Origin of the sequence: Leptospira haakeii (assembly GCF_002812045.1) — a bacterium.
Taxonomy (GTDB): Bacteria; Spirochaetota; Leptospiria; order Leptospirales; family Leptospiraceae; genus Leptospira_B; species Leptospira_B haakeii.
On record NZ_NPEG01000001.1, the window covers coordinates 689,845 to 702,206 of the forward strand.

Genomic DNA, 12,362 nt, shown 5'->3' on the forward strand with positions numbered 1-12,362 from the left:
CTAATTCTCCTCGTCCGTTTCTAATAGTTCCGAATCCAATTCCAAGGATACTGTGGTATCCATTCCGGAAATGGAAACAAGAATAGAAGATTTACTTCCTTTTCGGATCACTCTAGCTCTTAAATTTTTAAACGGTCCGTTTTTGATCAGAACCTTTTTGCCCGGAGCCAGTATCTTTTCCCTTTCGATCTTGATCCTATCCGGATACTCAGTTACGAGTTGGCGGATCGCATCAATATCTTCCTCATCGATTACGAGAGGAGTTTCTCCGACCGAAACAAATTTTACTACTCCTGCAGTTTCAAGTACTCTTAGTTTTTCTATTCTTATATCAATTTTTACGAATACATAAGAAGGAAAAACAGGGACCAGAACCGTTTTGATCCTATCAGACCATTGTTTTTTGGTCGAGATAATCGGCAAGTATTGGGTTATTCCCTTTTTGGAAAGTTCTAATGCTAACTTCTTCTCTGCCCTAGAATTTGTATAAACTGCATACCATGATTTAGAAGATTCACTCATCTGATTCAATTCGAAAGGATACTGGAATAATTATTATATTTCCTTCTGGCAGTTGAAATTTCCAGCTAGAAATCGATCTTCTAAACTGTGACTCAAAAACCTTATATTTACAAGGTTTGATCGTAGTAATATTTCTGGCTGCTCCGTTAGGCCCTATCACCACTTCCCAAGAACAATCTGATTCTAATCGCTGCTCCAAAGCTTCGGGTGGAAAATGGATCTCGTTTTTAAATCTTTCAATCTCGGCTTCGGGAGTTCCAGCCAGGCCGGAATTGGAAGAAGCGTCCGGTCCTTCTCCCAAACTTTTAGGAAGTGAAAAATGTAAACTCGGGATTTGGCCTTTACTCAAAGTTAGTTTGATCTGTTCTGAAAAATTTTGAGTGTTTAGGCTTCGGATCAGATAGTAAGATAAAAATAGGACTGTATGAATGGAGAGAGAAATGAAAAAGGAAACCCTGGATCCCATTGGATTAATACGTTTTTACAAGTATAATTAATATTGAATTTTTCTTGAATCGAATTTTTGGACCTACGAAACTCGGCCCGATGCACGGGTCAATGATAGAGATCATTTCGATATTGGTCACCTGCTCCTTTGTAGGTTGGATTACAAACTATATAGCAGTACAAATGATCTTCTATCCTGTTAAGTTTAGAGGGTGGGGAGTTTTAGGCTGGCAGGGAATTATTCCAAGACATTCTAAAAAAATGGCAGGGCTCATTTCAGATGTAATGATGGAGAGGTTGATCCGTCCTTATGATCTATATAAAAAAATAGATCCCGTGCAAATTTCGGATCTGATCCGAGATAGGATCGGTGAAAAATCTTCCTCCATAGTCAAAGATATATTTTTTGCGGACAACCCGGTAATTTGGAAAATGGTTCCGGAAGAGGCGAAACAAATTTTAGAAAAAGAGATCCGAGAGGATATTCCAAAAAAAATACAAGAGATCTATACCTCTTTTGGTGAGAATTTGGAAAGTATATTAGGGATTGGCGATTTAATTAAGGAATCTCTTTCAGGAGAAAACGCAAATGTTCTCTCTGAAATTTTTAGAAGATGTGGAGGTCCTGAGTTTAGATTTATTGTTCGTTCAGGGATCTATTTCGGTTTTCTGATCGGTTGTGTCCAAGTCTTGTTCATCGCATACTTGAACCAATGGTGGACTATGCCGTTGATGGGGATTTTTGTGGGTTATATCACCAACTGGCTTGCCATCCTTATGATCTTCTCTCCTTTACAGCCTAAGAACTTTTTGTTTTTCAAATACCAAGGTCTTTTCTTAAAAAGACAGATAGATGTTTCCAGAGAATTCGCATCCGTAGTTGCTTCTAAAATTTTAGATCCTGAAAGTTTGATAGGTGTGATCTTTAAAGGAAAAGGAGGGGATCTTATCATTACGGAACTTCTTTCAAAGTCCAAAGAATTAATGGATGAGAAGTTAAAGAAAAAAATCCCTTATGCTTCTTTAATTTTAGGCTCTAAGAAGTTAGAAGAATTAAAAGAGAAGATTGCGAATTCTATTTTAGAATTAGTGCCTGAAACTGCCGACAAGATGAAAGACTATATCGAAGAGAGATTAGAGATAGAAAAATTAGTCTTCGAAAATTTAAGTATACTACCTCCTGAAGAATTCGAACATCTTCTGCATTCAGTCTTTAAAGAAGATGAGGCCACCTTAATCAGTTTAGGTGCATTCCTAGGAGGTATCGCCGGATGCATCCAAGCATATCTAGTTTTTATAAAATAGGGTTGCGGTCGGTTTTAAGATCCACTGTTTTATAAAATAATCCGAAAGTATTATTCATTATGTGATTTTTTTCCGGATTATTTCTCTTTGATAATCCTATCTAATAAAATCAAGAAGCAAGTATCCTAAATTCGCTATACCAAACTTGACCCCAAAAAATTACTGAAGATATGAGAAAGAACCTACCGATTACGGGCCGAGAAATTCAGTTCGCTGAATCGGCAGTAATTATTTCCAGAACAGACTCAAAAGGAAAGATCACTTACGTTTCCCAGGACTTTGCGGATGTAAGCGGTTTTTCAGAACAGGAAATGCTGGGCCAACCTCATAATATTGTCCGTCATCCTGATATACCTCCGGCAGTTTATAAAGACCTTTGGGCCACTGTTCAATCCGGCCGTCCTTGGAATGCGATCGTTAAAAATCGTGCAAAGAATGGTGATCATTATTGGGTGGATGCTACTGTCACTCCTGTTCTTGAAAACGGAGTGATCACTGGCTATATGTCTGTTCGTAAAAAGACAAACAGACAACAAATAGAGAAGGCAGAGAAACTTTTTGCCAGAATGAACGGAGAGTCTCAGCTCGTTAGGTCGTTCCTCTCTTTTATAAATTCGCTCCGAGTGAAATTCGGATATCTGGGCCTTGTGGCTTTTACATTTGCATGTATATTCGTTCCTTCTTCTTATTTGGGTTTGAAATTATTTTTAACGGACCAGGTTGCCGCAACCTTATCATTTCTGGCGGTCGTTTTGGGATTTTCACTTTGTTTAAGAGCTCTTTATAGCCTAAAAAAGAAAATGGCTGAAACCTTAGAGATCGTAGGCAAGGTAGTAAATGGAAATCTTGCTTCTGATTTTCCTAGAAAAGAAGGGGTCGAAGACGCAGACAGGATTTATTCTAACTTCAGATGTATGACCATTAGTCTCTGGGGACTTCTGGTCCAAATGAAAGAGAACTATCAGAGAAACTTAAAGTTATACGAAGAATTATTTCAATCAGTAGGTTCTTTCGAAAGAGTTTCTCAAAAGCAGGCACATGCTGTACAGGAAACCGCGGCGGCTTCTCATGAACTTTCAAAAACGATCGATGAGATTGTGCTAACTATCAGTGAACAGACTAGAAGTTTATCCAATGTGAATGATAGTATAGGTTCCATTGATGTTTCCTTGGGAGAAACTTCAAAGTCTATGCACAACTTGGAGTCTCAAGCTGGGAATGTTGCAAATAAGGCTGATCAAGCAAAACAAATCTTTAATGAAGCGATCCAGTCTATGGAACAAATACGTTCTTATTCTAATGAGATTAATAAGATCGTAGGTATTATTACGAGCATTTCTGAAAGAACGAATATGCTCGCATTGAATGCATCTATAGAATCTGCAAGAGCTGGAGAAGCTGGAAAAGGATTTTCAGTAGTTGCAGATGAGATCTCTAAGCTTGCAGAACAGACTAAATCAAGTATCAAAGATATCACTCACCTTGTAAAAAGTACATCCAACTCGGTGGAAGAAGGTGCTTTCAAGGTCGGGCAATCTGTAGATGTATTTGAAAATCTTCAGAACTATATAGAAGAAGTTCATAATTCATCTTCAAAGGTAAAAGGCCTTTTGTTAGAACAATCCAAAAGACTTGGGGAGATTCGTAGTAGCTCCGATCAGGTTTTGGTTTTAGGAAAAATGATGTCTGGCACTTCAGAACAACAAAAACTTTCTGCAGGTGAAATTTCAGACTCAATGAGCGCTATTTCCAAATCCGCAGAAGACATAGCTGCAACTTCGGAGAATATACGACATTCAGTTAAGGATACTCTGGAACATTCTCAAAAATTTGGCGGAATTTTGAGCCATTTTAAAACGGATTGAATTCTAAAAACCGGCTGAAAATTCCATCTGAAAAGCCGATATTCATTTTAGAATGGAGAATCGTTTCCTAAGGCTTGCACTCTTACTCGCGATCATAGTGACTCTTCTTTCCTATTGGAATCATGGATGGGTTTCTTATCTAAAAGACTTCGTGGTTTTTATTCATGAAGCCGGGCATGCGATCGCAACTTTGATTTCGGGTGGTTCAGTTCAAATGATAGAACTGAATGGAGACGAAGCAGGACAAACTGTTGCATCTCCCACATCCGGTAAAAGTCCTTTCATATTCGTAGTTTCTGCAGGTTATCTAGGCTCTTGTTTGGTCGGAGGTTTTTTGATCAATCGAGGGTTCAAAGGAAACCTTGTTCGTCCCACCTTATTACTTTTGGGAGGAGCAGTTTTATTACTCACTTTAAAATACACATCATCCGGAGGGCTTGCTCAAAGAACAGGCTTACTTTGGGGAATTTTTCTTTTGGTCTCTTCTTTTCTTCCATTCGGTTGGGATAGGTTGATCACCGTATTTTTAGGGACTAGCGTTAGTTTATATAGTTTATACGATCTTTTAGATTTTACCGAGAATGTTCAAAATACTGATGCAGGTATCTTAGCTTATTGGGCGACCGGAACTTCTCCGGGTGGAACTGTTCCGAAATCGGTTTTATTCCTGGGATATTTGATTGCTCTGCTCTGGTCCTTTTTTAGCGTATCCATCATATTCTTTTCATTGAAGCGAGCAGTAGCTCCTCGTCCGGTTTCGGATGAAGCTCCTGGATTTGATGAAGGGCCGGTGCTAGGTTTAGACAATCCGTTTCCTGGAGAAGTTACTCCGGAAGTATTGGAATGGTTTTTAAGTAGGGGTTTGGATCTGAACGGTAAACCTCTTCCTCCGGAATTTATGGATATAGAGAGAATTGATGGCTAATAGAGTGCTAGTGACCGGCGGAGCCGGATTTATCGGATCTCATTTATGCGAAAGATTGATACAAGAAGGTAACGAAGTTATCTGTGTTGATAACTTTCACACCGGAAGAAAGAAGAATGTTGAAAAACTTCTCTCCAACCCACGCTTCGAACTAATACGTCATGATATCACTGAGCCGATCCGACTCGAAGTAGATCAGATTTATAACTTCGCTTGTCCTGCGAGCCCGATCCATTATCAATCCAATGCAATTAAAACTATTAAGACCAACGTTCTCGGTACTACGAATATGTTGGGACTCGCTAAAAGAGTAAAAGCTAGGATTTTACAAGCTTCCACTAGCGAAGTTTATGGAAACCCGATCGAACATCCTCAAAAGGAAACTTATTGGGGAAATGTAAATCCGATCGGTATAAGAAGTTGTTATGATGAAGGAAAGAGGGTCGCTGAAACTCTTTGTTTCGATTATCACAGAAATCATAAAGTGGACATAAGAGTCATTCGTATCTTCAACACTTACGGTCCTCGTATGCTTCCGGACGACGGAAGAGTTGTAAGTAATTTTGTGGTCCAAGCACTTGCAGGAAAAGATATCACAGTTTATGGAGATGGTTCTCAAACTAGATCCTTCTGTTATGTAGACGATCTTGTAGATGGTATCATCAAAATGATGAACACCCAGGATTTCAATGGTCCTGTGAACTTGGGGAACGATGGAGAGTTTACCGTTAAAGAATTAGCGGAGTTAGTTTTAAAAGAGACCGGCTCTTCTTCCAAGATCATTTATAAAACTCTTCCTCAAGACGATCCTGCCCGCAGAAAGCCGGATCTGACTTTAGCTAGACAAAAACTGGGTTATGAACCTAAGGTTCCTTTATTAGAAGGAATCAGGAAAACGGTCGATTATTTCAAAAATCACTTGGATTAATCGTTCGCCAAGAAAATCTGGACCTACTTTTCCCCTATAAGGGAATTTAACCGAAAAATTGAGTTTCGAGTAGGCTGTATGAATATCGGAGTTTTAAAAGAAGCTAAGGAAGAGACTAGAGTAGCGGTAACGCCGGACGTAGTTGATGCCTTTAAAAAAATCGGTGCTTCTGTTATCATCGAGAAAGGCGCTGGAGAAGGTTCTTATTTCTCCGACGAAGATTATAAAAAAGCCGGGGCGACGATTCAATCTCGCGCGGACGTTCTGAAAAAATCCGACTTAGTTGTAAGTATTCACTTAGCGGATGGAGCAAGCTTATCAAAAATTAAAAAAGGAGCTTTCTATTTAGGAATGTTCCAACCTGCAGTGAATCCTCAGGTTATCAAAAAGCTTGCAGCGGGAAAAGTTACGGTATTGAGCTTGGATGCGATTGCTCGTATTACTCGTGCTCAGTCTATGGACGTTCTTTCATCTCAAGCAACTGTTGCTGGATATAAAGCTGTTCTTATAGCTTCCACTCATTTGACTAGATTCTTCCCGATGTTGACTACCGCTGCAGGAACAATCACTCCTGCTTCTGTTCTTATCATCGGAGCTGGTGTTGCTGGATTACAAGCAATCGCAAGCTCCAGAAGATTAGGCGCAGTAGTAGATGTATTCGATACTCGTCCTGAAGTAAAAGAACAGGTTCAATCTCTTGGTGCTAAATTCGTCGAGGTCGAAGGTGCGACTCACTCTGCAGCAGCAGGTGGTTACGCTGTAGAACAAACCGAAGAATATAAAAAACGCCAGCAAGAAGCGATCGAAAAATTTGCAGCGAAAGCAGACGTGATCATCACTACAGCTTTAATCCCAGGAAGAAAAGCTCCAATCATCATCACTAAAAAGATCGTGGATAGAATGAAAGCTGGATCCGTAGTAGTGGACCTTGCTTCTCCAAACGGAGGAAACTGTGAGTACACTCAACATGGTAAGGTTGTCATAACTAAAAACGGAGTTTCCGTAGTTGGTCACCAGAACCTGGCAGGTTCTCTTCCTTCAGATGCTTCCAGAATGTTCGCTAAGAACGTATTAAATTATCTGAAACTATTGATTAAAGAGAAGAAGATCAACTTCGACTTGAACGATGAAGTTATCGCTTCCACGACGATCACTCACGAAGGAGAGATCCGTCACAAACTTACTTTGGATGCCTTAGGTGGTTCCAAAAAAGAAGGGAAGAAGCCAGCGGCCAAGAAAAAGGCCTAAGGTTCCGAAACAGGTTCCAATCAACCACCCTCCGAGCACATCGGAGGGAAAATGGTGAAGAGATAATAATCTTCCGATCCCCGCCAAAAGACTCAGCACCAAAAACCACTCCGGAAAACCAAACAAGAACACTAAGATCAATGCTGCCGTCATCGAGTTAGATGCATGGGCGGAAGGAAATGAATGTTTCATATCCGGGTTCTGATCTACTTTACCAGCGACTGTAACTAGTGGTCTCTTACGAGCGATCAATTTCTTTAATACTAAAACAAAACGATCATTTGCATAAGCAACAAGCCCAGCATAAGGAATTACAATCCACCAAGGATAAGGAAGATTCCCTTGCCATGCAGCGTAAGCAAGATAAGGAAGAATAAGAATTAACATTATCTCTCCACGATTGATCCTGGAGAGAGTTCTGTTCAAAAGAGGAGAATGGATTTTTTCGCGAATAAACATCGCGATTGCGTAATCGATTCTTTCGAAAGCGGATAATTTTTCCAATATGTTCTTATCCAAGCAAGGATTTCCGTAAGATGGAGATTAGATCGGATCTGGAAACGGAAGATTGCTCTCCCGAGACGATATCTTTCAACTGAACCTTGTTTTCGGAGATTTCGGATTCTCCTAAGAAGATCAAGAAACGATATCCCTTTTTTTCCGCCGTCTGGATTTGTTTGCCGAGTTTTGCAGACTCGAGCATAGTTTCCACTCCGATTCCTTCTTTCCTAAGTTCTTCCGCAAGTTTCAGGACTTCCGGAAAAACTTTATCATCCATCAAAGGAATTAAAACTGCGTTTTTAGAATTCAGATCTTTAGGGACGAGTCCATGTCCTTCTAAAAAGTTTTTGAAGGTTACATCACCCAATCCGAAACCAATCCCGGAAAGTTGTTCATTGGAAAATAATCCGATCAGGTTATCGTATCTTCCTCCACCGTACAGGGATCTTCTATTTTCCGGATTGGTATCGAATACTTCAAAAATACAACCTGTATAATAGTCAAAACCACGAATGATAGAAGGATCGAATTCCAATTGGTCCTTGATCCCAAGAGAATCCAGATCCGAAAAAAGGTTTCTGATAAATTCAACGGAAGAAGGATCTATACCTTCTAATTCTCCGATTGTTTGTAGATTTGTTTCTAAGTATTTATAGATGAGAGTTAATTGTTTTTCTGGATTAGAAAGTAGAGGTTTGATCTCTTCTTCAAAAGCCTCTTTGCTGATTTTGGATTTTTTATCTAAAAGTTTGGAAACTGCATGAGCTTTTTCAGGAGCTAAAGTCAGAGTTTGATTTAAAAATGAATCCAAAATTCCTCTATGAGAAACTTTGATCTGATAACTTCCTTTCGGGGCTTTAAAATTTTCTAAAATTGCATTAGCGATCAAGATGATCTCTACTTCTGCTCTATAAGAATTTACACCGAACAAATCTACGTTGAGCTGCCAATGTTCTCTGAGACGTCCTTTACCTGGTTGTTCGTATCTCCATAAGTTTGGAACAGAAAACCAGCGGATAGGTTTGGCAAGATTTCTGACTTCTCCAGCTACCATTCTTGCTAGAGTTGGAGTCATTTCAGGTCGGATCGCTACATGACGATCTCCTTTGTCTGTGAAATCATACAATTGTCTTTGTACGATCTCTTCTCCGCTTTTTGCTAGATATAGTTCGAAAGATTCTAAGATTGGGCCGTCGTATTCTTCGTAGCCGAAAGATTGGACAGTCTTCCTCATTACGGAAAACATCCAATTTCGGAATCTCATTTCTTCGGGATAAAAATCTCTCGTCCCCTTGTAAGGGGCTGTGGGTAAAAAGGCTTTCTGTTTTTCCAAATCTCTTAGACGCTCTTAATGAAGCTCAAATTCTTCTTTAATAGAGTCATATTCGTCTTGGCATCGTTGGAGCCAACTATTTCTGCACCGACCAGATAAATTTCCCCTATCTGAGAAATATGTCGGATTTTAAATGCAAATCTCAATGGAGCTTGCATCTTGAAAGTTATATCCGCAGTAAAGAAAGGTTTATGGAGAAAAGATTCGACTAGCTGGGATTCGGTTACTTCTAAAAGAATCCCTCCTTCGGAAGCGTTGATCACGTTTTGACGGATATCAACATCCAGAGTGTTGGAGTCTTCGATTCTTTCATTAAACACGTCTTCTAACTCTGCGTATTTTTTCAGAATGGCAGGATCTAGAATTCTATCCTTAGTCTCCGCATAGCCTAAAGCAACGAGTTTAGATCCGGAAGGATCTTTGTAATAGATAGGATAGATCGCGAAAGATTGTATTTTTCCGGAACGATAAACTTTGGTTCTATCTTCCAGGATCATCTCATCTTCCAATTCTTGTTTTAGATCTAAGGTATTGAAACCGCTTGCCTCTTCTTGGGAGAGGGGATCCATGCTGATCGCATCTTTTACAAAGATGGTTTTGCCCGTACGTTTGGATAAATCCTGCTCAAAGCTAAGCTCTTTTCCTGTCGGAAATACTAATCTAGAATAAGGATATTCTGATAATATATTCTTATGTAAGTCCGTAAGCAGGATTTGGCCTGAAGTTCCCAGGACTTTGGTTGAATCCTGTTCTTTCTTTAGCATATGAAATCTATGTGCTACTACTTTGCCTTGTAATCCTTCTATCCTTGGAAGAATGCGTCCGTCTTTTGCAATCCTTACATACTCAGGAGAACAGATCACTACTCCATCTTCATGGTTAACTGAATCTACTCTAAAGCCGATCTCCATATGTTTACTTAAGGTTTTGTATACTGTGATCTCACCTTCTTCATTTATAGATTCAGGATCGATCCTAAGGAAAATTTTTCCTTCGGGAGTAGTTTGTAAGATTTGTAATTCTTGTTTTAGAGGATTTTCTTTTAGAAAGAGTCCGTTGTTATGTACGTACTCTTTCAGAATATAACCTACTTTTTGAGGATCCTTGATAGTATCCCATATTCTTGGTGATTGTAGGTAAGATCGGTACTCGACTTCCATCTGCTCTCCTTTATAGCTTGCGGAAGTCGACCCTCCTGTTTTTAGCTCTTCCGTCTTCGGTAGAGTTATCTTCGTCAGGTCTGGAATACCAATAAGCTCTGGTTTTTAACCTAGAAGCTTGGATTCCTTTACTACGAACGTAGTCAAAAACTTTCCGCGCTCTGTTCCCGCTTAAGCGAGTATTATATTCTTTGGAAGCTATATTATCTGTATGGCCCCCAATCTCTATTTTATCGGACGGATTCTTCTTGAGATAGTCTACAATCAGATCGAGTTGTTTGCGATGTGCGTCAGTCACCTCGGTCTTATTGAATTCAAAATAGAGTTTAGTACTTAGAACAACTGGGACTTCCGAATCTTTCCTCAATGCTATAGAGATTGTGGAACCGGGTTTAATATCTTTCTTCAAGATATTAACACTTTCGGAAATATATTTCTCGGCCTTTGCAAAGATCTCGAAATCTGTGTCAGGGATCAAGTCGATATGGAAATTTTTTGACAAACTGTTGTATTTTAAGATTTCTCCCTGTCTATTCTTAGGAGTAAAAACTGTAGCGGTCGCTCCAGCAATTGGCTCTTTAGTAGTAGCATCTATTACTACCACATTAAGTCCCTTTCCTTTATCACCGTCGCCTGTGTTAACTATCTTACCCTTTTCTTCATCTTTGATAGGGAGAAGCACATAAGTTTTATAAACTTTCTTATTTCTTTCTACGTTTCCACGTAAGTCCAACTTGTCCTCAGTGGGATAAAAACCCGGAGAAGAAATTTCTACCTTATACAATCTTCCAGTTTTTAAAACTGTTTTAAAATTGGTTTGGTTTCCTTTAGAAAGATCTCCTCCAATTCTTCTGGAGGTAATTGTGCGAGAAGGTCCTACACTATCCGAAATTTTGATAGTAGCATCTAACCCTATCATTGTGGCTTCTGAGCCGTCTAAGACCAATCCTTGGAAGGATACATCGTAGGAGTTTCTCAGATTTTCAGGGACCTGGTATCTATAAATATCGTACTGGCCCTGTCCTCCATTTCGATTGGAAGAAATATAAGCCCAAAGTCCTTCGTGATCAAAAGAAATCCCTTCTGAATCGATCCCTTCCGCAGTATCTAAATTGAATGGATGAGGAAGTTTTTCCAAACTTCCGGTTTCTGGGACTGGATGAGGAAGATTTGTTTTAGAAATAGTAAGTTTATCTTCCGCATCTTCTATGTCTGAGTTTCCTGGAAGATTTAAAAAGCTGCGATACAGGGAAAATTTTTTGCGATCGTTCTCTCTATTGGAGGAGAAGTATAATTGTTCTCCATCCGGATGAATGTAAGGAAGAATTTCACTGGCTTTGGAATTGATGTCCGAGCCTAGATTGATTGGGCTGGACCAAACCCCTGTCGAAAGATTTCTATAGCTGACCCAAAGATCATATTCTCCGTATCCGCCGGGGCGATCGGAAGAAAAAATCAGATATTTTCCATCCGGAGAAATGGCAGGCATCTTTTCGTTAAAATTCGAATTGATTTCGGAGATACCTATCAAGTCGCTCCAACGCCTTGTTTTTTCATCTCGTTTTGTATAATAAATATCTAATGCGTCAAAACCTTCTCTATCTGCTTTTACATTTCGGATAGAAGTAAGGAAAATTTCCTCAGGGTTTCCTGACTCATCAAATCTAATAGAGATCCCACCTTCATATTTATCCGTATTAAATAGTTTGGATTTTCTTTCTCCCGAAGGAAGTTCCTTTTTATTCTGCTCCCAAATGTCTTGGTTCAGGTTGACCGGTTTTTTCCAATCTGCTTCCCCATCTCTTTTTTTATAATTTGCGTTTTCGGAAAGCCAAATATCCATCTCCCCTTCGCCGCCAGGACGATTGGATTGAAAGATCAGATATCTTCCGTCTGGACTGATGATCGGATTGTATTCTACGTTTTGTGTGTTTAAAGGGGATCCAAAATTTCTTTCCAAAAGTGTAGGAACAGGTTGGGCGGATCCATCCCAGGAAAATAAAAAAAACAGAAGAGTTCCGGCAAGGACGGAGCTTAGAAAGTGATTTCGTTTCAGAACGAGTCCTTTTCCTTGATTGTAAAAAAACATCTTGTAATTAGTATCGGAACAAAGACCCCAAGTATCAAG

General features: G+C 39.5%; 11 protein-coding genes. 5 read left to right on the forward strand and 6 right to left on the reverse strand.

Annotated features, from left to right (window positions below; genetic code table 11):
* The gene (locus CH377_RS03280; protein ID WP_207797572.1) at positions 1–522 is read right to left on the reverse strand and encodes a UpxY family transcription antiterminator; all 522 of its coding nucleotides are present in this window, start codon (positions 520–522) and stop codon (positions 1–3) included.
* Positions 515–988 (reverse strand): LIC_10042 family TonB-like protein, encoded by a 474-nt coding sequence (locus CH377_RS03285; RefSeq protein WP_100722381.1) that lies wholly within the window; start codon positions 986–988, stop codon positions 515–517. The genes CH377_RS03280 and CH377_RS03285 overlap by 8 nt, the downstream gene beginning before the upstream one ends.
* Positions 989–1,080: 92 nt before the next feature.
* Here CH377_RS03285 and CH377_RS03290 point away from each other — a divergent pair, with 92 nt between their 5' ends.
* The 5 genes from CH377_RS03290 to CH377_RS03310 all read left to right on the forward strand — a co-directional run bounded on the left by CH377_RS03290 (position 1,081) and on the right by CH377_RS03310 (position 7,240).
* Positions 1,081–2,274 (forward strand): DUF445 domain-containing protein, encoded by a 1,194-nt coding sequence (locus CH377_RS03290; RefSeq protein ID WP_207797573.1) that lies wholly within the window; start codon positions 1,081–1,083, stop codon positions 2,272–2,274.
* A gap of 170 nt (positions 2,275–2,444) precedes the next feature.
* Positions 2,445–4,139 carry a methyl-accepting chemotaxis protein gene (locus CH377_RS03295; protein ID WP_100722383.1) on the forward strand — a complete coding sequence of 565 codons (1,695 nt, stop codon included), beginning with the start codon at positions 2,445–2,447 and terminating at the stop codon, positions 4,137–4,139.
* Positions 4,140–4,191: 52 nt separating this feature from the next.
* The gene (locus tag CH377_RS03300; protein WP_100722384.1) at positions 4,192–5,064 is read left to right on the forward strand and encodes a M50 family metallopeptidase; all 873 of its coding nucleotides are present in this window, start codon (positions 4,192–4,194) and stop codon (positions 5,062–5,064) included.
* Entirely contained in the window at positions 5,057–5,992 is a 936-nt protein-coding gene (locus tag CH377_RS03305; RefSeq protein ID WP_036089439.1) for a UDP-glucuronic acid decarboxylase family protein, read from the forward strand. The genes CH377_RS03300 and CH377_RS03305 overlap by 8 nt, the downstream gene beginning before the upstream one ends.
* Positions 5,993–6,070: 78 nt before the next feature.
* Entirely contained in the window at positions 6,071–7,240 is a 1,170-nt protein-coding gene (locus CH377_RS03310) for a Re/Si-specific NAD(P)(+) transhydrogenase subunit alpha (protein WP_100722385.1), read from the forward strand.
* On the opposite strand, the gene CH377_RS03315 is transcribed toward CH377_RS03310, so the two are convergent.
* From CH377_RS03315 to CH377_RS03330, 4 genes are read right to left on the reverse strand one after another with little or no spacing between them, the layout of a single operon-like run.
* Positions 7,187–7,699: a phosphatase PAP2 family protein gene (locus tag CH377_RS03315; protein WP_165780454.1), complete on the reverse strand. Its 513-nt coding sequence runs from the start codon at positions 7,697–7,699 to the stop codon at positions 7,187–7,189. The genes CH377_RS03310 and CH377_RS03315 overlap by 54 nt on opposite strands.
* 52 nt (positions 7,700–7,751) lie before the next feature.
* On the reverse strand, positions 7,752–9,074 hold the full coding sequence (gene hisS, locus CH377_RS03320; RefSeq protein ID WP_100722387.1) for a histidine--tRNA ligase: 1,323 nt from the start codon (positions 9,072–9,074) through the stop codon (positions 7,752–7,754).
* Between the two features lie 5 nt (positions 9,075–9,079).
* The gene (locus CH377_RS03325; protein WP_100722388.1) at positions 9,080–10,234 is read right to left on the reverse strand and encodes a DUF1577 domain-containing protein; all 1,155 of its coding nucleotides are present in this window, start codon (positions 10,232–10,234) and stop codon (positions 9,080–9,082) included.
* Positions 10,235–10,244: 10 nt separating this feature from the next.
* Positions 10,245–12,323 carry an OmpA family protein gene (locus CH377_RS03330; RefSeq protein WP_100722389.1) on the reverse strand — a complete coding sequence of 693 codons (2,079 nt, stop codon included), beginning with the start codon at positions 12,321–12,323 and terminating at the stop codon, positions 10,245–10,247.
* Positions 12,324–12,362 lie beyond the last annotated feature (39 nt).

Excerpts from the sequence above, each read along its gene's own strand:
- CH377_RS03325 (WP_100722388.1), bottom strand. The coding sequence starts at position 10,234 with ATGGAAGTCGAGTACCGATCTTACCTACAATCACCAAGAATATGGGAT.
- CH377_RS03330 (WP_100722389.1), bottom strand. The coding sequence starts at position 12,323 with ATGTTTTTTTACAATCAAGGAAAAGGACTCGTTCTGAAACGAAATCAC.
- CH377_RS03305 (WP_036089439.1), top strand. The coding sequence starts at position 5,057 with ATGGCTAATAGAGTGCTAGTGACCGGCGGAGCCGGATTTATCGGATCT.
- CH377_RS03315 (WP_165780454.1), bottom strand. The coding sequence starts at position 7,699 with ATGTTTATTCGCGAAAAAATCCATTCTCCTCTTTTGAACAGAACTCTC.
- CH377_RS03300 (WP_100722384.1), top strand. The coding sequence starts at position 4,192 with ATGGAGAATCGTTTCCTAAGGCTTGCACTCTTACTCGCGATCATAGTG.
- CH377_RS03285 (WP_100722381.1), bottom strand. The coding sequence starts at position 988 with ATGGGATCCAGGGTTTCCTTTTTCATTTCTCTCTCCATTCATACAGTC.
- CH377_RS03290 (WP_207797573.1), top strand. The coding sequence starts at position 1,081 with ATGATAGAGATCATTTCGATATTGGTCACCTGCTCCTTTGTAGGTTGG.
- CH377_RS03295 (WP_100722383.1), top strand. The coding sequence starts at position 2,445 with ATGAGAAAGAACCTACCGATTACGGGCCGAGAAATTCAGTTCGCTGAA.
- CH377_RS03280 (WP_207797572.1), bottom strand. The coding sequence starts at position 522 with ATGAGTGAATCTTCTAAATCATGGTATGCAGTTTATACAAATTCTAGG.
- CH377_RS03310 (WP_100722385.1), top strand. The coding sequence starts at position 6,071 with ATGAATATCGGAGTTTTAAAAGAAGCTAAGGAAGAGACTAGAGTAGCG.